Source organism: Desulfotomaculum sp. OF05-3, assembly GCF_003435535.1.
GTDB lineage: Bacteria > Bacillota > Clostridia > Lachnospirales > Lachnospiraceae > Pilosibacter > Pilosibacter fragilis.
In genome coordinates, this window is record NZ_QWGO01000004.1 from 1 (window position 1) to 26,831 (window position 26,831).

Annotated in this window: 29 protein-coding genes; 17 read left to right on the forward strand and 12 right to left on the reverse strand. The window is 38.7% G+C overall.

Annotated elements, in window-relative coordinates:
- Positions 1-125 precede the first annotated feature (125 nt).
- From DXA87_RS03320 to DXA87_RS03340, 4 genes are all read right to left on the reverse strand, one after another.
- On the reverse strand, positions 126-425 hold the full coding sequence (locus tag DXA87_RS03320; RefSeq protein WP_117503228.1) for a hypothetical protein: 300 nt from the start codon (positions 423-425) through the stop codon (positions 126-128).
- Between the two features lie 510 nt (positions 426-935).
- Entirely contained in the window at positions 936-1,511 is a 576-nt protein-coding gene (locus DXA87_RS03325) for a hypothetical protein (RefSeq protein ID WP_117503229.1), read from the reverse strand.
- A gap of 90 nt (positions 1,512-1,601) precedes the next feature.
- Positions 1,602-2,027, reverse strand: a complete 426-nt coding sequence (locus DXA87_RS03330; protein ID WP_117503230.1) for a hypothetical protein — start codon at positions 2,025-2,027, stop codon at positions 1,602-1,604.
- Between the two features lie 183 nt (positions 2,028-2,210).
- Positions 2,211-2,609 (reverse strand): hypothetical protein, encoded by a 399-nt coding sequence (locus DXA87_RS03340; RefSeq protein ID WP_117503232.1) that lies wholly within the window; start codon positions 2,607-2,609, stop codon positions 2,211-2,213.
- Positions 2,610-3,029: 420 nt separating this feature from the next.
- On the opposite strand from DXA87_RS03340, the gene DXA87_RS03345 reads away from it, so the two are divergent.
- Positions 3,030-4,415 carry an IS4 family transposase gene (locus DXA87_RS03345; protein WP_117503233.1) on the forward strand — a complete coding sequence of 462 codons (1,386 nt, stop codon included), beginning with the start codon at positions 3,030-3,032 and terminating at the stop codon, positions 4,413-4,415.
- A gap of 292 nt (positions 4,416-4,707) precedes the next feature.
- Here the strand turns inward: DXA87_RS03345 and DXA87_RS03350 are convergent, their stop codons facing one another.
- The 6 genes from DXA87_RS03350 to DXA87_RS03370 all read right to left on the reverse strand — a co-directional run bounded on the left by DXA87_RS03350 (position 4,708) and on the right by DXA87_RS03370 (position 7,823).
- On the reverse strand, positions 4,708-4,917 hold the full coding sequence (locus DXA87_RS03350; protein WP_117503234.1) for a hypothetical protein: 210 nt from the start codon (positions 4,915-4,917) through the stop codon (positions 4,708-4,710).
- 273 nt (positions 4,918-5,190) lie between these two features.
- Positions 5,191-5,343, reverse strand: coding sequence for a hypothetical protein (locus DXA87_RS17885; RefSeq protein WP_158553003.1), 153 nt, complete (start codon positions 5,341-5,343; stop codon positions 5,191-5,193).
- Between the two features lie 65 nt (positions 5,344-5,408).
- Positions 5,409-5,762: a peptidylprolyl isomerase gene (locus DXA87_RS03355; RefSeq protein WP_199537899.1), complete on the reverse strand. Its 354-nt coding sequence runs from the start codon at positions 5,760-5,762 to the stop codon at positions 5,409-5,411.
- A gap of 195 nt (positions 5,763-5,957) precedes the next feature.
- Positions 5,958-6,140 (reverse strand): hypothetical protein, encoded by a 183-nt coding sequence (locus DXA87_RS03360; protein WP_117503235.1) that lies wholly within the window; start codon positions 6,138-6,140, stop codon positions 5,958-5,960.
- Between the two features lie 167 nt (positions 6,141-6,307).
- The gene (locus DXA87_RS03365; RefSeq protein ID WP_117503236.1) at positions 6,308-6,745 is read right to left on the reverse strand and encodes an RNase A-like domain-containing protein; all 438 of its coding nucleotides are present in this window, start codon (positions 6,743-6,745) and stop codon (positions 6,308-6,310) included.
- Positions 6,746-6,911: 166 nt separating this feature from the next.
- Positions 6,912-7,823 (reverse strand): site-specific integrase, encoded by a 912-nt coding sequence (locus DXA87_RS03370; protein WP_158553004.1) that lies wholly within the window; start codon positions 7,821-7,823, stop codon positions 6,912-6,914.
- Between the two features lie 183 nt (positions 7,824-8,006).
- Between DXA87_RS03370 and DXA87_RS03375 the strand changes: the two genes are divergently transcribed.
- The 12 genes from DXA87_RS03375 to DXA87_RS03430 all read left to right on the forward strand — a co-directional run bounded on the left by DXA87_RS03375 (position 8,007) and on the right by DXA87_RS03430 (position 19,439).
- Positions 8,007-9,320: a hypothetical protein gene (locus tag DXA87_RS03375; protein ID WP_117503238.1), complete on the forward strand. Its 1,314-nt coding sequence runs from the start codon at positions 8,007-8,009 to the stop codon at positions 9,318-9,320.
- 125 nt (positions 9,321-9,445) lie between these two features.
- On the forward strand, positions 9,446-10,144 hold the full coding sequence (locus tag DXA87_RS03380; protein WP_117503239.1) for a hypothetical protein: 699 nt from the start codon (positions 9,446-9,448) through the stop codon (positions 10,142-10,144).
- Between the two features lie 18 nt (positions 10,145-10,162).
- On the forward strand, positions 10,163-10,579 hold the full coding sequence (locus DXA87_RS03385; RefSeq protein WP_117503240.1) for a hypothetical protein: 417 nt from the start codon (positions 10,163-10,165) through the stop codon (positions 10,577-10,579).
- Between the two features lie 12 nt (positions 10,580-10,591).
- On the forward strand, positions 10,592-11,266 hold the full coding sequence (locus tag DXA87_RS03390; RefSeq protein WP_117503241.1) for a hypothetical protein: 675 nt from the start codon (positions 10,592-10,594) through the stop codon (positions 11,264-11,266).
- Positions 11,267-11,579: 313 nt separating this feature from the next.
- Positions 11,580-12,293, forward strand: coding sequence for a zinc ribbon domain-containing protein (locus DXA87_RS03395; RefSeq protein WP_117503242.1), 714 nt, complete (start codon positions 11,580-11,582; stop codon positions 12,291-12,293).
- Positions 12,294-12,531: 238 nt separating this feature from the next.
- Positions 12,532-13,491 carry a hypothetical protein gene (locus tag DXA87_RS03400; protein WP_117503243.1) on the forward strand — a complete coding sequence of 320 codons (960 nt, stop codon included), beginning with the start codon at positions 12,532-12,534 and terminating at the stop codon, positions 13,489-13,491.
- Positions 13,492-13,541: 50 nt separating this feature from the next.
- Positions 13,542-15,629, forward strand: a complete 2,088-nt coding sequence (locus DXA87_RS03405) for an AAA family ATPase (RefSeq protein WP_117503244.1) — start codon at positions 13,542-13,544, stop codon at positions 15,627-15,629.
- A 138-nt stretch (positions 15,630-15,767) separates the two neighbouring features.
- On the forward strand, positions 15,768-16,418 hold the full coding sequence (locus tag DXA87_RS03410) for a hypothetical protein (protein WP_117503245.1): 651 nt from the start codon (positions 15,768-15,770) through the stop codon (positions 16,416-16,418).
- Positions 16,419-16,447: 29 nt separating this feature from the next.
- Entirely contained in the window at positions 16,448-16,954 is a 507-nt protein-coding gene (locus DXA87_RS03415) for a hypothetical protein (protein WP_117503246.1), read from the forward strand.
- A 128-nt stretch (positions 16,955-17,082) separates the two neighbouring features.
- Positions 17,083-17,676 carry a hypothetical protein gene (locus tag DXA87_RS03420; RefSeq protein WP_117503247.1) on the forward strand — a complete coding sequence of 198 codons (594 nt, stop codon included), beginning with the start codon at positions 17,083-17,085 and terminating at the stop codon, positions 17,674-17,676.
- Between the two features lie 15 nt (positions 17,677-17,691).
- A complete protein-coding gene (locus DXA87_RS03425) occupies positions 17,692-18,894 on the forward strand; it encodes a DUF3854 domain-containing protein (RefSeq protein ID WP_117503248.1) in 1,203 nt (400 codons plus the stop codon).
- A complete protein-coding gene (locus tag DXA87_RS03430) occupies positions 18,894-19,439 on the forward strand; it encodes a hypothetical protein (RefSeq protein ID WP_117503249.1) in 546 nt (181 codons plus the stop codon). The genes DXA87_RS03425 and DXA87_RS03430 overlap by 1 nt, the downstream gene beginning before the upstream one ends.
- Before the next feature lie 248 nt (positions 19,440-19,687).
- Here DXA87_RS03430 and DXA87_RS03435 read toward each other — a convergent pair whose 3' ends face one another.
- Together DXA87_RS03435 and DXA87_RS03440 are read right to left on the reverse strand one after the other, a co-directional pair.
- A complete protein-coding gene (locus DXA87_RS03435; RefSeq protein WP_117503250.1) occupies positions 19,688-20,596 on the reverse strand; it encodes a ParB/RepB/Spo0J family partition protein in 909 nt (302 codons plus the stop codon).
- Positions 20,597-20,603: 7 nt separating this feature from the next.
- On the reverse strand, positions 20,604-21,407 hold the full coding sequence (locus tag DXA87_RS03440) for an AAA family ATPase (protein WP_117503251.1): 804 nt from the start codon (positions 21,405-21,407) through the stop codon (positions 20,604-20,606).
- 186 nt (positions 21,408-21,593) lie between these two features.
- Between DXA87_RS03440 and DXA87_RS03445 the strand changes: the two genes are divergently transcribed.
- From DXA87_RS03445 to DXA87_RS03460, 4 genes are all read left to right on the forward strand, one after another.
- The gene (locus DXA87_RS03445) at positions 21,594-22,658 is read left to right on the forward strand and encodes a ParM/StbA family protein (protein WP_117503252.1); all 1,065 of its coding nucleotides are present in this window, start codon (positions 21,594-21,596) and stop codon (positions 22,656-22,658) included.
- Positions 22,659-22,683: 25 nt separating this feature from the next.
- Positions 22,684-23,301 (forward strand): hypothetical protein, encoded by a 618-nt coding sequence (locus DXA87_RS03450; protein WP_117503253.1) that lies wholly within the window; start codon positions 22,684-22,686, stop codon positions 23,299-23,301.
- Between the two features lie 253 nt (positions 23,302-23,554).
- Positions 23,555-23,986, forward strand: a complete 432-nt coding sequence (locus DXA87_RS03455) for a hypothetical protein (protein WP_117503254.1) — start codon at positions 23,555-23,557, stop codon at positions 23,984-23,986.
- Positions 23,987-24,060: 74 nt separating this feature from the next.
- The gene (locus tag DXA87_RS03460) at positions 24,061-26,826 is read left to right on the forward strand and encodes a hypothetical protein (RefSeq protein WP_117503255.1); all 2,766 of its coding nucleotides are present in this window, start codon (positions 24,061-24,063) and stop codon (positions 26,824-26,826) included.
- The last annotated feature ends 5 nt before the right edge of the window (positions 26,827-26,831 follow it).

Genomic DNA, 26,831 nt, shown 5'->3' on the forward strand with positions numbered 1-26,831 from the left:
GGGTTATCTTCGCACCCTTCCAGCACATCTAACCGTTCATATAATTCATCCTGTTTCTTCAATAATTTATCCAACATAAATATTCTCCTATAAATATCTCCAGGCTTTTACATCCAGATCTTTTGTTATCTTCCAAGTAAGATCCCCATCTTCATCACGCACCAGTTCATCTTTGCTGATGCTGTTGTCTTTGTGAAGGACTTCAACTTCATTATCGAATTTTGTAACACCTCATATGCCAGGTTCCACCCGGCACAATCACTCGTTGCTCCTTCAAATTGAGGCTTTTTATACGCCTCATCTATTTCTTCCTGTAGTGCTTCGCAAATTCTCATAATCTGTGAATAGCCGTCTGCCTGGCTCTCTGTACACCTTGAAGCAATCGCTTCAATATTATTTATTTCTCGTTTTACATAATCCGTCATATAAATGTTCCTTCCTTTAGGCTGGATATTAAATCAAGCTCGATCCAATCTTTCCTTCGATTTCTTCCAGTTCCTGTCAAATATTCTCAATCATTTCTTTGCATGCCGGATCATCTTCGCAACCTACCAGATCATCCAACATAGTATATAATTCTTCCTGACATCCTAATAATGCCTCCATCATGATTTCACCTTCTTTTCATTCCAAGCAAATTTTCTTCATCCTCAAGATACTTTTTGATTAAGCTTTCAGACTGCAAAAGTTTTTGCATGAATTCTATATCCTGGTACTCAGTACAGCAGAATTCATTATAACAAACGTACAAAGAACTCTCATATCCAAACTCTTCTCTATATGCCTCATAACCTATATAGCAGTGAGTATTATTTTCTAATGTCAGCAATCCATTTCTACAATGTGATTCAAAATCAACGTCATTAAGTTAAGAGAAATTTGAACAAACAATAACCCTCCCAAAACTCTGAAGAAGAGAAAAGGGAGGGTTGTTTTTATCCGATTTGCGCTATCAAAAGGATTACCAAAGCGATACTTCCGATGCCCGATACAACCATAATAAGTTTATCCAGTATGCATCCGAATGTTTCTGGTATTCCATGCGTTATTGCTTCTATAACGGACATTATAATGAGATAAACGATTGATACGGGTATCAACAACAGTGAATATATCACAATAAAGGCATATATAACAACTGTGAGGAACAATCCTAAAATTGACATGCCCGAACCAATCGTACTGCCAGACAATACACGCAGGTTATGTACTCCTGCGTACATATTGTACATTGTGACGCCTGTTGCATTTGCAAAAGCATCTCCTTCGTCCTGTCCACGTACAGCTTTGATGATGTAACCCATAACGATACCTATGCTTTCGCCACATATAATATACGCCAAACAGCCTATAGCATCAAAAGGCTCTTTAAAAACAGCATATATCAATATGTTCAGAATTAACGCTCCGATAATCCCACTCTTTAAGATTAAGAACAGTAAATCTTTAAGCATATACAGCAATGATAATAGGTATTTTCGGCTAGTTTTGTTATTTTGTTTTTGTTGCATTGTTATTTCTCCTTTTTCTATGTAAAGATTTGAAGATAGTCACATAGAATGGAGATTCGACAGCCTTATATCGCAAAAACTAATCTTTCTTTATAAACTTAATCCAAATACAATACGCACGTTTTGATAATTGGTATCAACTGAAAGCATATAAGGAATAGTTTCATTATAAAATTCACAAGCGATTTCGGAGTGCTTGCAATCTTCCTCAAAATAGTATACTTCCTTATCCCAGTCAAAATTTTGTATTTCATCTAATGATAAGTATGATGTAAAAGCTAAATCTTCTAACCAAAATGCAGTTTCTTTATCTATATCTAAAGGTAAACCTTTGCATTCACAAATCACAGAAAGTTCATTGAAATCGTTCTTGTTATAACCACACAAAATATGGAATAGACCATTATTTCTATCAATCGGAACCATATTATGGCTCCATTTAGAGTTTTTCACTAGATTCCACTTATTTGTCGCAGGATTTTTGTGTTCTATAAACATCCAAATATCAGCACCCATCAATCGCATCTCCTTTCTCTCATTATCTGCTCTGGATTTTGTTTCATAGTATCCATATACATTCGCAAAGCTCTCTCGGCAGCTACCGTTTTGGTTTGTCCAAGGCTTTCACAGAACTGCTCAAATTCCTCATGTAGAGTTCTGTCGAGATATAAGTTTAAATATCGCCCATCTTTCTTTGGTCTAGGCATCCATATCACCATCCTTTATGATTATTTGGATTTTCTTTCGGAACAATCCTTTTATACAGCAATCGCACACAGATTTATTCCATAGATTTTGTTTATTGGACAATTCCTCTATAGTGCCTATCCATAATGGTTCCCCCAGTAATGAGGAATTTGTTTTATTAACTTTTTGCTCTCCTTCCATTATAACTAATTTCTGTGCATCCTTATAAGCCATTCCTGCTTCATATAATAAATCCATTTTCTTGGACGCTATTCTATGTGAACGAAATCGCTTTGTTGTATGATTTGCATTTATGTATGCTTTTTGTGTCCAGAGTTCACACTTTTGAAATCCGCAACTTATTAACAAATAGACTATTTGTTTTATCGTAACATTTTCATCATATAGCATAATCTATTGGTTCTCCTTGTAGTAATGACATTTATATAACATATTATAACGCATAATTCGATATTATTCAACTCTTAAAAACAATAAAAAAATCAGTCTTTTCAGACTGATGAATAATATGTTATTTAGTTGATTTATGCGTTATAAAGCGGTATAATAATTATGTATAACTATAGACTAAGAGCGTCAGTGCTCCGACCAAAGATTACTGACGCTCCATTAACTCAACGATACTTACGTATCAATTCGTTATGTATTTTACAAAGATTATTCTAATACAGAGAAGTCTCTCTGTCAAGATGTTTCGCACCATCTGTACGTCAAAATTGCTCATAAATGAGTCGATTTGTCGATATTTTTCCTAAGCATAACCGATAAAACGTAAGACTATCTGTTGTTTCAGAAGGCAGGTGATGTTTTATGTCCTCTGATATACAACCATACATATTAGATGAATTAGATGCTGTTATCGACCAGACAGTAGCTAATATTGGTTTGTATACCAAAAATCCGAGTGACTTTACCAGAAACCGTAAGCTAAATGCTACGACAACCATTAAAGTCACTCTCAACATGCAGGGAAATTCTCTGAATGCGGAATTACTGGATGCGTTCCCTAATCTGGATGAACGTATGACTGCATCCGCCTATGAACAGGCGAAAGACAAATTAAAACCTGAAATCTTTGAGCATATCTTACAGGAATACAACACAACCATGCATAAGCCTAAGTTATTAGGTGACAAGTACAGAGTATTTGCCATAGATGGTTCTGATTTCACAACACCATACAACAAAGATTCTGCATTTGTGATGAATGTTCCAAACGGACGACCACGAAAAAACGGAGAACCTACGAAACCATATTGCCAAGTTCATGAAAATCTGTTGTATGACATTGAAAACCGTATTTATCAGGATTGTATATTACAACCAAAATCATCGGTAAATGAGCGTGATGCAGCCATTGATATGCTGAAACGATTAGATTGCGGAAAATACATTGTAATTATGGATAGAGGTTATGACGGATTTAATATGATTGAAACCTGTAACCGACTGTCAGATTGCTATTACATTATCCGTACAAAAGCAGGGAAGTTTGGTGGTATTCGTGAGATTACAAATCTCCCAGACAAAGAGTGTGATATGGAGATGACATTTAGAGTGACCACCTCTAATCATTATTATAATCAACATCATAATACGGATGAACCAAGCTTGCATCTTGTAAATCACTACAAAAGGCAATACAAATCTGTGCGTTCCAAGAATACCAAAGACCAGAGATGGGATTTTGAACAGTTTGTAAATGTTAAATGCCGTGTAGTGAAGTTTCGTATCAACAACTTCGATACTGGTAGGGAAGAATGGGAAGTGTTGCTTACGAATCTGAACCGTTTTGAGTTCCCTATTCTACGCATGAAAGAGATGTATCATAAACGATGGGATATAGAAACTTCGTTCCGTGAGCTAAAATATGCGTTAGGCGGCATCAACTTTCATTCTAAGAAGGATGATTTCATCAAAATGGAATTATTCGCACACTTCATTATGTTTAATGCGGTAAGTCGTTCTATTGCTTGTGTATCCGTACCACAGACCAATCACAAATATCCGCATGCGATTGATTTTAAAATGGCATGTCTGATTGTACGGAAATATTACAGGCTATACAACGAGAAACCACCAGATGCGATGTTTGCGGAGATATTAGCATACATGGCTCCTGTAAGAGCAGGACGCTCTGATAAGCGTAATCTCAAACCCAAATCGGCAGTCTGGTTCGTATACCGTGTAGCATAAGAATATTCGTAGCAGGAATATCAGTATTCCAAAACGAATAATGTAATTCCAAATAGAATAACTTTATTCAGACTGGCTGAGAAAATCCAGTTCTAAAAGCATGTGTATTTTTAGGACTAATGCAAATAAAAAATGCCTACCGAAGTTTTTATACCTCGATAGACATTTTCTTTTGATTTTATAATTCCTTAACTTAATGCCAGTTTTAAGATTTGTAGTCGTTTTTGAGTGTCAAGACCTCGAATGACTCTTATCTTAATGACATTGGATTCAAAATACTTTCTGTTGATTTTTACTGTTTTTTCCAGTTGCTCGGCATTTTGTGAATGGGTTTTCCCGGTTTGTAGGATTCATTGTTCTCAGAGATTCCAACGAACCGACTTCTATCTCCATTCAATTTTTCCTGAATGAAGTATTCTTTAGCCGTTTCTATATCGGCATCGGCATCAACAAGATTTGCGCAGCCAACTCCATTGCACATAAAGCTTACATTGTATACCATAATATTTTCCTCCTGTTTTTGTAGATCGGTCTTCTTTGACCAAATTCCATCATTATATTTTTCTTGTGTCAGGTTACACCTTCGGTGTTACTACCCTCCTTCTCGTTTATTTCAGCTTTTTATACAAAAAAGGTTCACAGTCCCTAATGAGACTATGAACCTTTCTTCCCTTAACATATGTACTGAAAAAACTGACATATACATTATAGCACTTGACTCACCGTTTGTCTACCATTTTGGCGAGAGTAACCTTAATCAATTTCTCCAGAATCATCATCCTGCCAATATTCTGTGAAATTTTTCAATTAGAAGTTTCTGATTTTTCTCGTACTTTTTAGCTTCCCCATTGGATAATTCTTTATTTGCCCTCTCAGGACGTTCTAAGCATACAATGTTATATTTATCTCTGATATCTTTTCTTGTCATGGTCTTAATCCTTTCGTGTCATTTTTCATATTATTTCACTGCATCCAATTCGGCAGCAGGAATTGCTAAGTGCCAGGCTGGGAACTGTATGCTGCATAGTCTGCCTTTATGTCTGGAAGATTTTCCTCCAGGACTTTAATATCCCAAATTCTTCTTCCGTGCTGTGCGCACCTGCATAATCCATTTTCAAAAACCCAGTCACTGGATCGTCCATATTCAAACCATCTGCCTTTAAAATCATTGGCGGCAGACACTTCACTGTTTGGCTTATCTTTTTCAATCGAGAAAAAACCGTCTCCATGAACGACCGTTGGAATTCTGATCTGTCCGTCACAGTTTGGGTGAATATAATGCTTAACAATTACAAATGTCATTTTTTTATCCATTGCGTCTTTTAACTGTATCAAATTATTGATCATATGCCTGCCCTCCATTTCATTGTTTCTTAGGCTTCACCATGTCAGCCTGTTCTTCGATTCATTTCATATAGAAAAAGGTTCATAATCTCTCCTGAGATTATGAACCTTCATCCTTTTACAATCAAACATGCTTTTCTGATAGCATCAGTATAACATTGTTTGACTTTCTTGTCCAGAACCTATTTTCTCAGGCATTCAATCGCCAGGGATCTCTATGCTCAAACCATCTTCCTTCATCTCCTCATACGAGGAAAAGCCATACTGACATGCCCTTATTTCTAAATAGTCTTCTAATGGCATACTTCCCATATTGGTTTGTACAAGTTTTTGAGTTTTTGTATTGTCCGTCTGGCTATACATATTCTTTTTCATATTCATATGAATTCCTTTCCTGTCTATTGATTTTTGGTTTGCGTTCTACGCTACTACCCTCCTTACCTTATTTTAACTGCACAAAAAATCCCCGGTACGATTGTCCGGAGATTTTCTCTATTCAGGGTACCAAATTGACACCCTGGCTTTTTGCTGATTCTCAGATATGTTTATTATAAGAGTACCAGTTTTTTTTCATTTTCTGGGTATGCTGTATATAAGATGAAGTCATCTTTGTCCGTTTTTAAAAACACCATGCAGACATACTTACATTCATTATACAGTATATTTTTTCCGTCCATCCGATAGCAATAGCCTATATTACTGTCCGATGGGTATGTCATGATGATTCTTCTCTGCTTATGGTATGCAGGAGAGGTCAACCATGTCTCCAGTCTTTTTCGTACAAGGCGATTTGTCAGTGCCTCATGAATAACGGCTTCTGGTGCTTCTTTTTCAAAAAAGACACTGATACACTTTTTTTGCGCAAGACTGGCTAGTGCGTCCTGTTCCGCCATAACGTGGTTTCGTATGTGTCCACCCATGGCATCATATTCTTCCAGGGTACAGCTTTGCAGCTGTTTTATTTTTTTCTCGATTTCGTTTCTCATTGATCTCCTTTCCAATATAGAAGGAGCCATGCATCTATATTGCATGGCTCTAAATATCAAGAAACGGACCATGCATTTTATCAACACAATGATCCGTAAACATTTTGTTCTTATAATCACTTTCCTTTATTATACCCAGAGCCGTATCAGAAATCAAGCATTTTTCTCATCTTGCGATCTTTATGTTGATATAATCACATGGGGCAAGGTCAAATGCCGCCACTGCTCTCTCGTATCTCTGCATCCATCTGCTTTCGACACCAATGTAGTCCGCAACTTCTTCTTTTTCCGCACCGCCTCTAAGCATCATCACAACAGCAAGGTTCCGGATATCCTGCAACGTAAATTTCCAGTTTTCTCCCTCCGATGCCTCAGTAACAATCCGCTGCATCCGGATCTGCAATACTCTTTTCGTAAGTGGATCATTCCTTCGGTTACAGAAAAGGAATTCCGATTTACTTTTTCTTATATGATTCACATAGTCATCGAGAATCATGCACACATCTTCCGGAATCTTGATATATTTATCGGCACTGCTCCGGAATGCAAAAAGCATCCCACATCGATTTTCTGCATCGATAAGAAAGTTTGCCAATTTTAATGAACAGATCTGCTCTACCGTGAGTCCACATTTGTTCACCAGGGAGATAATGCAATACATCATCGGATCCTCTGATGCAACTGTATAAATTTTATCCAGCTGTTCCAGGGTTGGCATGCTTTGCGGCTTGATATTTACAGATATCGCCGGCTTCGGGATCCTCACCAGGTGATTTTTATATCGCACTCCATACTTTGCAGCATGGGAAACGATATATGATGAAAAGCTGATAAGAACGGTATATTTTGCACTGATCGTTTTGTAGGATATATGTCCGGAGGCAGCCTTTTCCTCAAGCATTTCAAAATATTGCCGGAAGTCCTCATAATCTGCATCCAGATAATCCTTTCCAACGTCACGGCAGAAAGAGTTGATAATATAATAATAATCGTCACGGCTTTTTTGCTTCTCTAATGTTTTCGAAAAATCAGTAAAAATTTCAAGTGACTTTTCTGAAAGAACTGTCTTACTTTTCATATTATCTCCTCTCCTGTTTTCTGCCTTTATTATATCATAAAAGTAGGATCTTCTCAAGAAAAATATATACATTAAAAAATAACACTCTCGGTTGACAATCAAACAATCTCAATGATAAGATGGTAACGCAATGATTCAACATTTTGCAATCTTGCAGACTATATTTATTAGGAGGTTTTTCGATTGACTAAGAAATTATTGCAATCCGGTATCTTAGTTCTCCTTATTTTATCCATTTCCGGATGTCACAAAAAAAATCCAGATACGATAGAATCCTTGAGTGAGGCATCCGTTTCTGCATCCGATGAGACAGATGCTGCAGACTCTTCCGATTCTTCTGCTGATATTTCGTCTGAGAAAGAAACCCTTGAAACCACTGAAACAGAAACAGAACTTGTGCCGGAAACCACTCGCGTATCCAGTGAAAATCTGCCAGATACCGCAATCTATAATGATACCGTACTGGACAATTATACGCTGACGATCGATGCCGCACAGCGTTTTACAATCAACTATCCCAAGGACTTTTCTGTAGATAAAGAAGACGCATATAAGACTTATCTCACAAAAGATAATACACAGATTTTCATATACTGCGTCAATCAGGCTTTTGATAATTGCGATGAAGTATACTACTCGGATCAGATCCAGGATGCCTTGTACCGTATGCCCTATACAATTGATGGAGAAAACTATACCCTCTCCGTCATCGATCGGGATCCTGTGACCCATATCACAATCGGAGATAAAACGGTTGCGCGTGAAACTGCCACTGCCGAATTCTCATCTCATGATCTGAGTAAGCTTTCAAAACCTCTCTGTATATCCTACTTTACGGCTTATGATGATCGGGGATTTGCACTAATCGCATATAGCACAGATAAATCCTCTGAAGAGCTGGACAAAATTCTTACCGACATGATGTCTACCCTAGGGACTTATACGCCAAGCCGGAATGAGGCAGCCTTTGAATTTGCCAGTGATATATTTTCTCCGAATGATGGAACCGGAATCAAGCTTCCTTACCCGTCTGATTGGAGTATTTCTACCACTGCTGGATTTTCCGTTATCTCTGCTCCAGAAAATGATACCATCTATACCGGAGCCAAGATCATATATCGCTCGGATAAGGATCACAGCCTGGTAACGGATTATGCACAGTATGCAGGTATCACAGATGAAATCGCAAAAATATATATGAAGACTGGATATGAGCCAGATAAGATGAATAATGAATTCACGGTACTTTCCATGGACAGCAATGTTTCATTGAATGGTGCTCCGTGCTATCTCTTCCAGATAAAGGACAGTCTTCACCCACTCAATAAAACAAATGAATTGTTACTCCCCTCTTGCGGAGAAGACATCTACTCTTACCGCTATACATTTAACAGCAATGGGATCCCTGTCATGGTAAGTTTCCAGTACACAGAAGGAAACGAATACCAGGTACGTGACATGGCAGATCTTATTATGGAACAGATAGTTACAAAATAGTGCTTGAAAAAGACACACAGATACAGTATACTCGGAATATAGGTTTTTTTCTGTTGTGTAATTGGATGTGAGGTCATGGTATTATTTGCCATGACCTTTTTTGTTTATAAGAAAGGAGAAATGACATGACGTACTACAACAACGGAACCTTTGAAACCGAAGATGAAGAAACGATGAAGGAATTGCTTCGAATCATCGATGAGGTAGGTCTGGGAACTGCCACATGCGGTGAAGCTGATCAGTATCGGTTAGATGACAAATTTTATCTGGAACTTACCGACTGCATTGGTGATATCGAGGTTTCCTTAAAGGAAATCGTAGATGTCTGTGAAAAAGCAGATCTCAAAATCAGCTTCTTAATCACCTATTGTGGGGATGCTGAAGGAGCGTATTCCTATCTGAATGGAGTCTACGAAACGCTTGGTGAAGAAGAACTCCATCTGCGTAATGTGAGTAATGAATCATTGATCGCTGAAATCGCTCGGCGTGGATTGTTCCAGAGTGCTGAAATTATGAGAACAGATTATAACTGCGGATCCTTTGAAGCGGAAAGTGAAGAGGACCTGAAAAAGTTGATCCGGGTTATCAACGAGATTGGACTTGGTACTGCCCGGTACAGTGAAAATGACATTGATAACTGCGATGGTAAATGCCGCCTTAAGGTCTCCGGCTATATCGGCAACCTAGAGGAATCCTTAGCCAACATAACTGAGGTTTGTAAAAAAGCAGGTCTCAAAATCAGCTTTTATATCAGCTATTGTGGTGAAGCAGAAGGAGCATATTCTTATCAGAATGGTATCTATAAAGAAATCGCTGCGTATTAGCGAAGAAAGGAATTATATATGGAAAAGAAAATTTATGAGAGTAAAAGGAACGATTATATGGATCTGTGCGCTGCTTTTAGCGAGTTGCTGGAGAAATATAAAGACTACACCCCAGAATCCGCTACTGAGCTGGAGAAGACCATCACACGTGCATGTGCCAATAGTGCTGATATCCCAGGAGCCAATAAACTCTTCCGCCTGTTAAAGGGCTATATCCAGCACCGGTACAATGAGCTGGAGGAGTATCGGAAACGCCGGGAAACTTCCGAAAAAGAATTCTTTGGTGCATTACCTCAGCTGTGTGAACAGATCATAGTTGATGATGCCGATGGCGATAGCTGCACCATTATCTCCGATGCAGTGGACAAATATTGTCCACCTGACAACTATCAGCTGCTCGTCAGAGCATTCATCTCTGAACTTTCCACGCTCTAGGAGGTGTTCCAGATGGAAGAAAAGTTGAAGATGTTGGCAATCCAACTTAAAGAGACTGGCACCGATTTTGCAGCAGTAAGGAATTGCCTCGATGAGATCATTGGTGTGGCAAATTACTGTGTGGAATATTCGGATCCTCAAATCGTGAAAACAGAATCCAAAGAAAATTTTGTCGTCAAATGCAGAATCAGCATTCTTGACGATAACCGGTCAGTGATTATGGTTCGCGAATTATATTCTGCGAATGAAATCACATATAAGGACCAGGCTCCGGTAAACCTCACCAATGCGCTTGTCAGAGCGCAGGAAGAGGCTTTTAAACGCACCTGCCTTACTTTCTTTGCAGCAAAGGAAAGTGCTTCTAAAAAAGGCGTTCCGAAGCCCACGGCAAAACCAATTTCCACTGCCACAACAGCAGAGACAGCCAATGCAAATCAGTTTGTCCTGGTTTTTACTTCAAAGTTTGAACCAATGGAACATTATAACAATGCATTCAAGGCAGCCTGCCTGTATAATAGCAAACCAGCCGAAGCAATTTGCTGGTTCAAGTTGGTGCACAGCATGCGGGCAGAAGGGACCTGGGAAAACCTTATCGCTTCTCTCCCTGGTTCTACGCCGGTAACTGTACAAGCAAAGAAGGGCTTCTACCGCGGGGTCCTTCAATTCACAATTGAAAAATTCCTATAACATGAAGACCGGGCGATGATTTTATAATTGATCAACGCCCGGTCTTTTTTTGTTCACTCACTGCAATCAAAAAGGACTGCCTATAAGCAGTCCAGATTGGCTTGGGAAACAGACTAATGTTGTCTCTTGCGCTTGTATATATCGTATTATTATAGTAATTTCGGTTTTCCAAAATGTCAAGTGTCATTATTGCAGAAATCACGGAAAATATGTGATTTTTACAATTTTCGTTTTCTTTATTTCTCTCCCATGCTATAATGTTTACATCACACAAAAAACTGATGTTCGTATTTACTTGATAAGGAGAAAATTCATGAATTGTCCATCTTGCCATAAAATATTACCAGATAATACCGGTGTCTGCCCTTATTGCGGTACGCTTCTTCAAAATGCCGGTGACAGCGAAGCTCCACTTCCTAAGCTCACTCGCTTAAAAAAAATGCCCTCTCTCTCCAATGATGAGAGTTCATCCAGCAACAATGTAGCTCCGAAGCCACTTGGAACGATAGATCAGCCATTTATAGTTCCTGAGCAGCCGATTGCAAAGCCGCATAACAATAATGTTAATATTGCTAGACCCGTTACACCATCTGCCCCGGCAGCGGCTCCTGTGCGCTCTTTCCAGTCTGAACCACCTGCTGTTTCAGATAGTGCCAATACAGCCCGCACTAATCCAATTTCAGCTTCCGCTGACATCAAGCCGATAAACGAGGATATCACTGAATCAGTCAAAAAGGAAGACAAGGCTGGGAAAAAAGGATTTTTCTCTAAACCACTCTTCTCTTCTAAAAAAGGGGCAAAAAGCCAGGATTCCATTGAGGATTCACAGGCTGGAACTCCAGACTCAGCACCTATCGAGGAGAATCCGGAAGATATATACGACACGAATTATGACGGATATTATGACGATCTCATTCCGGATCTTGCGAAGCAGATCAACAAGATTCCACAAGAGAATGTTATAAAAGGGGTCTTATGTATTGTCTTCGGAATTATTGCGTGCGGCATAATTTTGGTAACCCTATAGCATTCTGTTGACACAATGAACCATTTCCATTATAATACAGATAAATGTTTGATGTATTGTATGTATATGGAATTTAGGTCCAACTATCTTTTCACGGATAGGTGGACCTTTTTTTGTCCAAAAATATATGCCATCAAACGGCAGCAAAAATATCCCGACATTACCTTCAAAGGGCTGTCGGGCATAAATCCCATATATTGGGTCGATGGAGATAATATCAAGAGTCGAAGGAGTAAAAATGAAATTATTATTAAATGCAGCCTTTGTGATTGCAGTTATCGCATTCATAAAGAGCAAAAAAAGCGGGAACAGTTTTATCTTTGAATACAAGTCCATTTGTCTTTGGATTTGTAATGTGATTATATCTTTCCTTAAGAGAGATCGATCTGGAGAAAGCACATCGAAACCGAATGATGATGCTGAATGTTTTTACAAAAAATTGAACATTCAGATTCTCAAGAATTTCGATAGCGTGAAAGGTTGGGAGCCATGTGCAGCAAATACCATGTATCTGGTGAAGCACAACCAGCCATTCCAGGTAAAAATTTACTTTCGGAATGGTCTACAGGCTATCGCCACTATCCACGTATTCAATGGAAAAATTGTTTCCGTTGAATCAGATGGATATAAGCGGAAAGCAGCTTCTACCGCTCCCGCCCCGGAACCTACAAAGACTGTGAGTCCGGTCCAGCAGCAGGTACAGCCTGCGGCAGCCGCAGCAACACCTGATCACAAAAAAGAGGAGAAAAAGGTTGATGGTGCAGCTGCATTCATTGCGAGCAACTATATTGCTGACAATGGAATTGAAATCAGTAATATTGCAAATGCTGCCGTGGCAGCAGGAAAGTCAAATTTCATTCTGTCACCGGGCGAAGATCTTCCGGTTCTTCAACTGATTGCTGAAAAGTTGGTAAACCAGTTGAAGTTCGCAGATGCTACAGTAAACGAAGCAGGAACCATCACTGTAGAAATCGGTCTCTGTGAGAATGAGTCAGCATTCGAAGAAGAGGATGGCATGAATGCAGCAGATGAATTTGACCTCGATGAGGATGATGTTGATTCTGACGAGCTTAATTCTCAATCGGACGCTGAAGACCTTGAAGACCTTCTGGATTCAGAAATCATCGATTCAATTTTACTCAATGGAGTAACGATTGTGGCAGATGATGATCTGCCGGATCCGGACGATTTATTATAGCGTGAATAAAAGGAGAGGATTTTCCTCTCCTTTTTGTAGAAGGAGAGACTATGAAATTAAAATGCGAAGCATTTCAGGGTGATTTTGCCCGGTGCTTTGTACTTGCTCAAGATAATCATTGTCATTGCGCCGTGGGTGATCATATTTTAACAATCGGCGCAAACGTGTTTATCGGATGTGAGTTTGATTGCACTGGCATATGGGAGAAAGAGCTTTTAAAGATCACTACATATGAAGTGATTCTTCCAAGCTCATATAACACTATTAAAAATTTTTTTCTGTCCTTTAATGGTGTTACTTCCCAGACAACTGAACTCATATATAAGAAGTTTCGAAACGACTCAGTTAAAATTCTGGATGAAAACCCAGACCTTTTCAAAACTGTTCCTGGAGTTCCATCAGAAATATTGGATCAAATCGAAACATCTTATATCAAGAGGCGATATTACCAGCACTTATCACGAAAATTTGCAAAATATAAATTTCCGGAATCTGCTTTGGAACAAGTATTCCAGAAATATCGCCGCAAAACATTAGAGATTTTAAATCAAAATCCATATATTCTTTGTGACTATGGTGTACGAATCGCTGATGTGGATCGGATAGTAAAAAATCCGCAGCAGAGCATACAGCGTTCCGCAGCAATCATACAAAATGTGCTTGAACAGTATGAGCATAGTGGAAACGTATGCATGCCTTACAGCATTTATCAAAAGACTGTAAAGCAGCTCTCCGTCTCCATGAAAGCCGCCCCTTCTACTTTATCTGAAGCAGAAGAACTGCTGTTGAATACCGAAGCAGTTATATACTATAACGGAGCTGCCTATCGGAAAAAGATGTTTGATTTGGAAAATAATATTGTCAAACAGCTCTACCGGATCTGTTCCAGTTACAAGACCCCTAACATCAATATAGATGAGGAAATCTGTAACTCAGAAAAACTGCTTTCCTGTCGGCTGCATGAGCAACAGCGAAAAGCTGTGAAGTACGCCATTCTGTCCGGTGTGCTTATTGTGACTGGTGGACCGGGTACCGGAAAAACCACTGTCATTAAGGTGATTGCCGATATTCAGGAACGGGTAATGCATAAAACCTTAACATTCATCGCCCCAACCGGACGCGCCGCATCACGGATGAAAGAATCTACCGGAAAAAACAGTTCTACGATTCACAAGCACTTAAATCTTGGCGTAGGATCTGATAGTTACAAGGCAAACACAGTAATTGAAGAAAACTGTGCTTTTGTTGATGAGGTTTCTATGTTAGATATTCAAGTGGCTTCGAAGCTATTTGAGAGCATTATCTCCGGAAACCAAATCATCATGTTTGGTGACCCAAATCAGCTTCCTTCCGTAGGTCCTGGAGCTGTTTTGAAGGACATGATTGACAGCGGGGTCATTCCCACAGTCTATTTGACAAAAGTCTTTAGGCAGTTCTATACTTCCAATATTTATCTTAATTGTCGCAAAATCATTAAAGGGAATTTATCTCTGGAATACGGCGATGATTTTGTTCTGTTGGAATCGTCTACATCTTTAGAAGCAAAGGAATATATTGTGTCCGCCTTTGTATCCGAAGTAAAGCGATGTGGGTTAAAAAATGTATGCTGCCTGACCCCTTATAGGAGAGGTGATACCGGATGCGATGCAATAAACAATCTATTGCAGCAAGAAGTAAATCCTCCCTCTGAGAATAAACCAGATCTCTATTATGCTCCACGCCACATTTATTTCAGGCTTGGTGATCGCGTGATGAATCTCAAAAATAAGGTTTCCGTCAGCAATGGAGATCTTGGTTTTGTCACAGAGGTCGATGATTCATCCATAACTGTTCGTTTTGATGATCATGAGGAAATCTATGCTGTTGATCAGCTAGGAGAGCTGGAACTTGGCTATGCTATGACAATTCATAAAAGTCAAGGCTCAGAATTCAAGGTTGTCATCTCTGTTCTTCTGACATCATACAAAGAGATGCTACAAATGAATCTTTTCAACACTGCAATCAGCAGAGCTAAAGAAAAATTCATATTAGCGGGGAACAAACTTGCTATAAACATGGCAATCAAAAATCGGTCTGGTAACAGAGATACTGGGTTGACTCAAAAGTTACAGTTGTTTTGGAAGAAAAAGGTGGCATAACAATGCTGCCTTTTTCTTATTTAAGAAAATTGTAAGAATTTTATTTCAAAAAAAGCGAGAGTTTTCCTGAAGAAAAACGTATAATATTATTATAAGGTCGCAAACCTAACTTATCATAGTCACTCGAAAAGGAGTGTTATGGAAAATTCTTATCTTCCCTATCGTTACTATACAAGTGTTGGCATTTATCAGGGATACAACTCTGATTCACGCCAACATTTTGTATTAGTACGCTCTTCTCAGGAAAATTTATGTGAGAACGAAAAGAGATATCATATTGTTTCACTGGATGAGTTCCAATTCATGATCTGGTATGCTTGTCATGGTGAAATCATTTCTGAAGATGATATGTATGAAATTGCCAGTAAAATGTGGGAAAAAGCTGACGGTCATAAAAAGCCGCTTCTTCGGTGCGTTCATGAATTAGAAGAATTACAGTTGCTTTCCATGAAGGAATCCGCCACTAAAGAAGAATGTATGCTGAATCTTGTCCAATCCATTCAACCATTTCAGCAATCTTTGTCGATGTGTCATAATTTTAAATCATTCGCTTCGTACATGCTGAAGCGAGTAAAAGTCTTTCTCGGTACCGTTTTTGCATCAGAACAGCAGCGCTCAATTATGCGTTATTTGCAGAATCATCCGTTTGCAACACTCAGGAATTATTTTCTGGAATATTTTATTATGCGATCTCAGCAAGATTATACAGAATTTCTTTGTGATGTCAATGTTCTCTTATGTAAAGGCTACATAATTCCGATCGGTTGGTCTGCCTCTACGCTACAGTAATCGCATTATATATGAAAGGTTGTTTCTTCTTGGATAAGCTAAATACTTTTTTCAAAAATTGTTTTTTTAAAAATCTACATAATTGGAATGCAGTCCCATCTGCATTGCGCATATACACTTATAAGTTTCTAGGCTATTCCGCATTTATTTTTGTAGTCGCAGTATTTTCTGGAGTTGCTTTGACCTCACTTTCGATTGCGCTGGTCGGTTTCATTATTTCTGCTGTACTATTAGTATATGCTTTATACCTGCTTCTACATTTTCGTTCTTCTGAGATTCTTTCCATTACTGGAAAATGCGTTCAAATCGAACGTCAAGGCTGGAGAAAGCAATATGTATGTGTCTATTTTGTTGATAGCAATAATCGTTTGTATAGCTATATCACAAATGCCAATTCGATGACTCTTCGGTGGAAAGGCGGAATTCAACCTGGCACAATGATAACTATATATCCAATAAATGCTTTTTCCATCATCAAGGATGAGGATACCTACATTATCAATCAATACTATCTTGTGAAGAAGAAAATCGCATAAGAAAGATATTGAAAATATTTTCATTCCATTGTATACTATTAGTATAGTATTTTTGTTTGTGTAAAAGGAATTTGAGGTCACATGATTTTTTCATGTGACCTTTTTTTGTGAAAAAGGAGGAAATTATAATGACTATCGTAGATATTAGAGATGCAATCGTATTAGGCAACGGACTCAACTGTTACACATCCGATACTTCCGGAAGTACAGTCGCTTCCTTTACAGTAGGATGCAAGGAGTACGATGCCAGGTATGAGAAGAATACTCGATATAATAACTATCGAATTTCGGTTCCATCAGAAATGGTGGAACACGTAAAAAGAATGAAGCTTCAAAAAGGAAGCATGGTGCATCTGTTGGCTACAATGGATTTGTCCATAAAAGTCCTTGAAGCAAAAGAGCAACAGGGTGATCCTGAGTCAGAATCTTATGGCAGAAGCCGTTCAATTCAAGGGCTTGTTCTTCGGCTCATGCATCTTGAGTATGCCGGTACAACCGGAGGATCATACTCTAAAATAAAAGAACAGGATGCGCAAGATCCTGAAAAAAAAGAGCCGAATGTTTCTGAAAAAAGCAATAATTCTGCGGATAAAACAGTAGTGAACCCAGATATCGCTGTTTCGAACTCCGAGACTTCCGTTGAGGAACAAATGGGAATTTCCACATTAAACCTTGACGAGAAAGATATCTTTTCGAAGAGAGAAACCCGCAGATTTTTCTAACAGGGAGGAATTTTAATGAATAATTTTCCATTCACAATGCTGGATATCTGCACATTGGAGGGAATTAGTATTCCTCCAGATGGGCGCGCGGAGTATGAAACCGTGTGTCCCATGTGCGGGAAACGCAGCCTGAATATAAATTTTCAGAAGGGTTGCTTCCAATGTTGGAGCTGTGAAAGTTCCGGAGGGTTGCTTGCCTTTTATCTTTTTTGCGAGGGGAAAGAAAACCTCAGTCTTAAAGAGGCAAGGAAAGAAGTCATGAGCCGATTGTATGGTACAACCCCTTCGGAACATGAAGAACGGGCAAAAAAGATTCAAGCCAGACAGGAGGAAATAAAAGCGTCTGAAGTGAAGCAGTGCTCGTTGCGCTCCGTTGAAGAACGTAACCTGACATATTCGGCTTTATTGGATATGTTAAGTCTGGCTGAAGACCATCATATGGATCTCACCCAAAAAAGAGGATTGAGTGATTTTACAATCACTTTACGGAAATATAAATCGTTTCCAGTCTCCTCTTTTGAGGAATATCCATTGAAGTTGATGGAAATGGGTCTGTATGTAGATGGCATACCAGGCTTCTACAAAACCGAGAAGGGTGTTTGGAGCTTACGAGGCTTCAAACGTGGAATCATAATTCCTATCTTGAATCGTAATGGACTTATCCAGGGCTTCCAGATTCGCAAAGACGATTCTCTGCTCAAAACTTTCTACAAGAAAGATGCAAAAGGGAATTATCTCCTTGATAGCAATAAAATGCGAATCATGGATAAGGAGAAAAAATACGGATGGCTCTCAACAAAGGGGCTGTCGTTTGGAACACCTGCAAATAGTTATATTCATTACGCTGCTGATTTTGTAATGGATCATGGCGCTCTTGTTCCCAAATTGACCCCCGACAAAGGAATTCTCCTGACAGAAGGTCCGTTAAAAGGAGATATTTTTTTTGAGAAGACAGGTTACCCCGCTATCTGCGTACCAGGAGTAAACTGTATCTTCCCACTGGAAACTGAGCTTAAATTTTTAAAGGAACTCGGTTTCAAAAAAATATATCAGGCTTATGACATGGATTACTTGACCAATAAAAATGTTGCCAAATATCTTGCAAAAAGTTATGATATAATAAAAAATCAAGGATTTGAAGTCGTTCGACTTCAATGGAACCCCAAATATAAGGGGATCGATGATTATTATCTTGCAAAAGAAAGGGGCGAAGTTTAATGAGTGATCTTACAAAGAGAATATTAGAAATCGGGAAACCACTCTTTCGCTTCCTAGCTCCTTTAGTAGGCTGGACAAATAATGACATGAAAGCAGGTGTCTTCGATATAGATATAGAAAACGCACTTGCGTCCATGTCACCACATGACTTTGCTGCAGTAGAAACCGAAGTCAATTCTTACCGAACATATACAGCACTATATGTTCAATACGGGTATAAACGGATTGAAGCTAAATGCCGCAAAGACGCTCTTGCTATGGCATCGAACAATAGATCTGGAATATCGTGGAATGATACTCCGTACTGTTTAAAAGCAGTCCGCAGCCGTTGCATCCACGAGTTTAGAATAACATCTGCTAGAACAAATATTACTCGTGTAGAGTATATTTCCGATGTTGCTCAGATGAACCAGGCAGATAAAAAATCGTTTGTAAAAAGCCTATCCTCAACGGAACCAGGTGTTCTCTATAATGTAGAGTATTATTTTATAAAGGATTCCTTTATCGTGGAGCAAAGCAAGTTTTCTGTTACGGTCACGAAATAAAAGAGGATTTATATAAATCCTCTTTTATTTTTTTGCAACATTAACATATATAAGCTTTTCTGTTTGAATACCGATTTATTTTCATAAAGGGTCTCAACTTGAGACCCCTTGTGTTGATTGATAAAGGGTCTCAAGTTGAGACCCTTTATCATAGCTTATATATAAGATTAACTTAAAAATATATTTTATGATAAAAAAAGGTCTCAAGTTGAGACCTTTTTTATCCATGTGTATTACTGAAACATATTCTACGAATTAAGAAGATGATCAATTTTTTCTGCCAAAGCTTTCAATGTCTCTCGGTCATCCTCTGTGAGTTCGTATCCTTCCAGTTCAAAAATATTTTCTATATTCTTTGTTATCTTTCTGAATGTTGCTTTTGGATTCACTGTTTTTCCTTTTTCTTCCGTAGAATCTGTTTTTCCTGCATCCACAGTTTTATAGCATGCAACGAGTTTTTCTATGTCTTTTTTTGTGATTATTGCCTCACTATCATTTTCCCTTATCTTATTGATTCCTTGAAGAACATGTTTCTGTAATGCCGCATCTGGATCGCCCTCAGCCGGATAGAGAGGTGAAACCGCATCTACTGATATAATTCCGTCTGCAATAAGTGCCTGCATGCTGTCATCGAGTTGCAACAATCTCAACAATCTTGAAACCTTTGCCGCCGAGCAATGAAATATCTCTGCAAGGATATCCTTTTTCTTTCCAGTCAAGTTTCCTGCCTCTCTCTGTTCTTGAATCCATGTTTCAGACAGTTCTTTCATCGAACGAGCAGTATCTATCGGAGTTAAGGTTCTGGATTGCATGTTATCCATAATGAGTTGATATGAACGCTCTCCCTCAGTTTTTGGGGCCTGTTTAACCACCGCAGGTATTGTTCTGTCTCCATTCATTTTTTTCGCTCTATATTTACGATGTCCGGCAATAATTTCGTAACGACCATTTTCTTTCTGAAAGACTAATATTGGCTGATAAAATCCCTTTTCCTTGATATACTTAGCCAGGTCATCAATTTTACTCATATTGAAGATTTTCTCGTTTTTAGGATTCTCGTCAATCAACGACATCTCCAGATTGACCGGTGTGCATTCAGTGATTCCCAAATTCATATTTTCAAGACCTGGACGATTTCCAAAAATATTTTTTGCCATTTTGCACCTACCTTATGTATTCTGCAAGCTGTTTAAACGCTTGAGCAACCTTAGAATTCGTGTTATACCACGCAAGTGGTCGATCAATCATTTTACTCCCCTTAACGATTCCAGAACTCGGAATACAAATTCCGGAGTAGCTTGGCATCGTTTCACAATAATCCAGAAACTCTTTTTCTGCGCTATATCCGGCATATGAAGAGATGTAAAATGACATTTTTTCTAATGTCGGATTATACAGTTGTTTTATAATTGACACATGTTTACTTAAGATTGAGAACCCCTTCAAGCTATCCGTATCCGTTGTACATGGTGTTATAATTTCATCACACGCGTTTAATGCCAATGAAGATAAACTGAATTTACTTTCTTTTCCATTTTCACCCACTTCCGCGTATGGTCTTTCGGGCGGAAAATCCATGATCACATAATCATATTTATCTGAAATACTCTCAAATGCTTTTCTCAACGCAAGCGGATCAGAAAAGAATTTAACATCTTCATTTTCCGGTGCAGGAATCATATCGATGTGAACTCTTTTCGGGCGCACTTTCGAGCTAAATTTTATATAGATCGGGTAACAAGCTTCTCCCACTTCACACTCTCCAGCCGCGACATTGATTATTGTTTTTGTTATTTCAGAAACACGGTCCTGCAACATCGCATCTGTGAAATTTCTCTGTAAATCCAAGTCAATTGCAAGCACAGAGTATCCAGCCTCTTCTAAGCAGGCTGCTACGTTGATTGCAGCTGTAGTTTTTCCAACTCCACCCTTCTCATTTGCGATTCCGATTTTTCGAATAACAGACATTTTTTCTCTCCCTTCCTATTTTAAATTCATTATAAGCTTTGTCCTATTTAATGTCAATATATTGTTTTGAATATCACGTTATGCTTTATAATTAAAACGTATTAACAAATATTTAGACCGTAATAATTGACTTTTATCATGGAATGTACTATAATTCGTTACAGAACATAAAAAGGAGGCTATTTTATGAATTTGAAACCTTTACAGGATTTCTCCGGAGAGGAGAGGAGTATTCTTGGTTTATTCGGAATTGATGTAGGCAATCACGATACTAAATCAAGACATACCGTATTTGCAAGTGGTTACAAAAAAGATTTGGTTCTGAATAAGCTTGCAACAGAATATATTGAAATTGAAAACAACGGTGTAACAGAATATTACACACCCACTTTAGAACCTTTTAATTTCGCTAATGACAAAACAGCTACGGATGAAATGTGGATCTTGAGTTTGTTTTCTATCGCGAAAGAGGCGATTGCAAGAGGTATTTCTATTAGCAATAAGGAAGGAATTGTTCTTGCAATTGGAATGCCTCCGGGAGATTTCAACGAAAAAAACGCAATTGCATATAAAGAATATTATCGTCCTGGTTCAGAGGTTAAGTTTTATTACAAAAACATTCCATTTGATTTTATCATCGAAGATGTTTTCGTAACCGCCCAGTGTTGGGGTGCGGCAGCTCAGTATAAGAGTCTTATTAAAGGTCTGAACGATGTTTACTTCATCGACATTGGTGGAATCACTACTGATGTAATGCGTATGGTCCGCAATCAAATTCAAAGCGATAGTATTGATAGTTATAAAGAAGGTGTCAAAAAACTTTTCATGCAGATTTCCAAGCAGCTTCGCAGCGAAACCGGCAACAATGTCTCCCCATTACAGATTGCTGATGTCTTATCCGGTAAAGATGAATCAAGTTCCATTTATGTAAAGTTCAGCACCAGGATTCACGAACTGGCATATGACTGGTTAAAAAATCTCTTTACTTCAATGATTACGGCTGGAGCCGAATTTTCCCTTACTCCAGTTGTAACATTAGGGGGCGGTCCGCTTTTGCTGGAAGATGAATTGCGAAAGGTTTCCAGTGATCTTGGCTTTTACGAGTGGAAATCCATTACAGATAATCGTGCGAATGCGATTGGGTATGAATCCATTGCCGCTGTTCCCAAATATAAAATTAAGAAAAAAGCATTAGATGAATATTGGGCTAAGTTTGACTGGGAACATAAAGAGTCAGCTGATGAAGAATAATTAAAGGAATGAGGGATGATATACTATGACTGATGCAAAACGCAAAAGAGCATCATCGACAATCAGTTTTGATGTGAATTCCGAAGACGCCTTAAAGGCGCACGATTATCTCGCATCATTTGGGCGTAGACAAGGGCGCTTTATAACTGCTTTGATTCTCTTTTACCTCCAGCATCAGGACAGGCTGTTTTATTCTGCTGAAAGCGGAAAAATATGGGATTTAAAGGCAATTGTTCCTTACATGAATAAGCTTGGATATTCATATGATGATGATCCAAAGCAAGCGATATCGCTTGTCGAACGAATAGAATCCCTTGATAAAGACATGATTGAGTTGGTCGGACGAATTGTGTCTTCAAACAAAGAGGAGATTGTTTCACCTAATATTTCCGGTGATAATCTTTCGAATGATGTATTTGACACTTTTCCAGAAAAGATCCAGTCTACAAATTCAAATGTTGTCGTAGCCAATGGCAATGCATCAAATGAAACTGCTCGAAGTAATACAATCGCGCAGCCATCTTCTCAAAGTTTGGCTAGTAATAGCAGTAAATCAGATATTGTTACCGCTAAACCAATGCTATCTGACGATGACGATGATGACGATGATGTAGGCTTCTTTACACAAATGTCATTCCATTAACTGTAAAATAAGAGGCATCTATTTCGATGCCTCTTATTTTTTTTAAGGGTCTCAATTTGAGACCCTTTAAAATTATGTGGTACAAACATCAGTTCTGATACATAACTACGTTTCTATAAAATGATGCACCACAAGAATGCACATTATTCACGTCCAAAAATGCCAATATTCGCATGTTTTTTCTGTTATTATTGACATTTTTTGTATGCACCAATATAATGAAAACATAAAACACTAAGAAAGGAGTGATAACATGAATACATTATTTGCACTTAAGTTTCAGATGAAGCTGTTTGAATTGGAGAGTTATATCAAAGATGCATTAAAGAGTAAAGTATACCGCTTATCTGCATTTGGCACAGCATTTATCGGATGTGCTTATCCAGTGTTTGCCGCTGCTAATGACAATATGTTCTCTGAGTTTGTAGACCAGCTTGTTTCTTTGTACAAATCAATGGTTCCGGTAATCAATGTATGTACTTTGATTTTCCTTGTTTTTGCAATTGCAGCACATTACCTCACAAGTGATCAGCAGAAATCTAAAATGTGGAAGGATGTCGCAATTAAAGTAGTCATTGGCTTTGCAATCATCATCATTGCACCTTGGATCTTGGTAAAAACAAAAGATTTCCTTGGCACCAGTATGACGAGCAAATCCATAACCGATGTTAAAAACATAAAATAGCATCATTAGCATCATCGATTAGGGCGCATTTATATATGCGCCCTTTTCACTAGAACAATGGAGGTCATCATTTTATGGGTGCTCTTGATTTTATATGGGAATCGTTGCTGTCATGGATTCAGACCACTGTTCTTAGTTGTGTCGATCTAGTCACCAAACAGCTAGTATATGCGTTTTCCCCAAATTTGATCACATTTGATAAGTACTTTCCAGGGGCAACCACCCTATGGAATATCGTATACACATGCTCCGCAGTTTTGATCATAGCTTTATATTTTTGGAAACTGTTTTCCAACCAGCTTTCACCATTTTCAAGAACGTATGAGTCTCCCATAACTCTTACAGTAAAGATGGTACTGGCTTATGTTGTGATGATAAATATCGGAGGAGTAATAAACGCATTTATGGGGCTTGCCGATACGGTTTATTGGAAAATTTTGGACAATGCCACCATTACAAACGGAACTGTGTTTTCCAATTTGTGTGATTCTGTTAAGAAATCATTTCTTGACAATGATTCTTCCGGAATGAACATTGTGGAAGCACTTGTTGCATTTATTTTGACAATCCCGATTGCATGGAACTACTTTAAACTCGTGCTTGAAATGGCAGAGCGCTATGTTGTCATTGGTGTTATGTATTATACAATGCCGCTTGCGTGCGTTCCAATTGTCAGTAAAGATACTGATGCAATCACACGATCATGGATTCGAATGTTTTTCTCAGAACTTTTGATTCTGGTTCTCAATCTATGGTTCATGGTAATTTTCCAATCAGCAATTATCGATAATCCTATGGAAAAATCCGTAACTGTAAATGGCTATACCTGTGGGGGAATCCTGTGGTGCTTCATTGCTTTAGCATTCTTAAAAACTGCACAAAGCATTGACTCTCACATTGCAGCTTTGGGTCTTACAACCGCACAATTAGGTCAAGGTGTCGCAAATACTTTACTTGCTACTGGAGCCGGATTAAGACGTGGCGCAAGAGCAGCACAGCATGCTTTCGGATTAAATCCAGCTACTGTTTTTGCAGGAAATGCTTCAAACGGGACCACAAGGACACAGAGGAAGGCAGCTCAAGGGCTGTCAAAACAGGCAGATTCAGTCAAATCTGTATCTGATCCTACACATGTAAAAAATATGGGACGTGAACAGTCTTATAAATTCATGAAAGACAGACCAAATTTCTCTTTGAACGGAGAGGCAGCTCGTGCCTACGCAGAAAAATTTCTTCCAGAGAATATGAAAGAGCAGCTTAGTAAAGGTGAATTTATGGGCGGTACCGCACAGAATGGTAATTTTGAACTTGAATACAAAGATCAAAACGGCAAGCTCTCTAAGATGAGCTATTCAGAAACACAGCCAGATGGAATCAGTCAAAAAGTCAGCTTTGGCGAAACAAGCGGCTTCTTGAAAAATACGGGTTCTCCATATCAAATGAATGATATTAACGATGGTAGCTCTTATAAAGAATTCGCGCAAGCTCACTTAAATGGTACTGATAATTTCCTCGATAATTCCGGTTTTGTTTCATCCGAGGAGCTTAAGGGATCCACTATCAGTCCTGCGGACGATGGAAGTGATTCTTTAATTTTGCGGGATGCAGATGGCTATGAGATTGCCAGAATTTCACCTTTTAATGATCAGCATGCGGACAACCTATCGGACAATACAGTTATTGGTGAAGGTTCAGACGGACTTTATCGTGCTGATTTCAATACCACGCCGAAAATGCCGCTTCCGGATGGATACGAATATGCCGGCGATGTATGCTTTGATGCCAACAATAACCCAGTACCTGAAAATGAAATTGCAACCACTGAGGGAACGCATTTTCAAGAATCCTACAAGACTCCAGATGGAAATTATATTTCTGCGAGAGAAATGGATGCCCTTATGCATGATCAATATATCTTCAATGATGATTATGCCGGCAATATTTCTTATGCCTCCAATGGCAGTGAGTCTGGATTTGTAGATGCAAATGGTAAGTCACTTGATCTGAGCAAAGCTGGATGGAGTCAAACTGAGGATCCTGATATTTATCAGAATGCATATACCGGATGCACTGCGACAGGAGAGCAGATTGCTGCAAACATGGCGAGTCCACAATATGCAGCTCAATCTTACGGTGGAATTGATAATGAAGGAAATCCAGTTTACTTCGATAATGCATCTAAGATAGCTGTCAGCAATGAAGCTATGGAAAACGCTCCAAAATATGGCGAAGCTTCCTCTATTCACGGATTATATAATTCGGAGACTGGTAGTTTTGATGCTAATGGGATTGGGAAAAATGTTGAGGATCTTCTTGATAAAGACTATTCATTCTCAGGATCTGTTGGAGCCAATGTTTCAAAAGCATATATGCCTGAGTTGAAAAACGAAGCCATTGAGTCTGCTTCTCTGGATAAAGATACTCTTACTGTTCAACGAAAAGTTGACTTGAACGGTAACGAGGGTATTAAGACAGACCATTATTGGAGCAACATTGCAGACGGATCTACAAACAAGGTATTCCAAAAAGTCAACAGCGCAGGTTCCTCAACCTGGTATAAGGTTCCAGATCGCCAAGGTGATACCAGTTATCGCGAAACTCCTTATGCCGCTACTTCATCAGAATCTAGCGGTACTCGTAGATCTGATAATGGGCGTTCAAATCCAAATGAACACTCCGTATTTAATGGCAATTTAATAAACGATAGGCACAACGGAAAATCCCAGTCTGAACCATATAATAGTTCAGATAATGCCTATGCAGGTGGGAATAATCGCTTCACTCCTAATCGAAACAAAAAGAAAGGACTTAGGAATAACAAGTATAAACCCAGAGAATAGCTTGT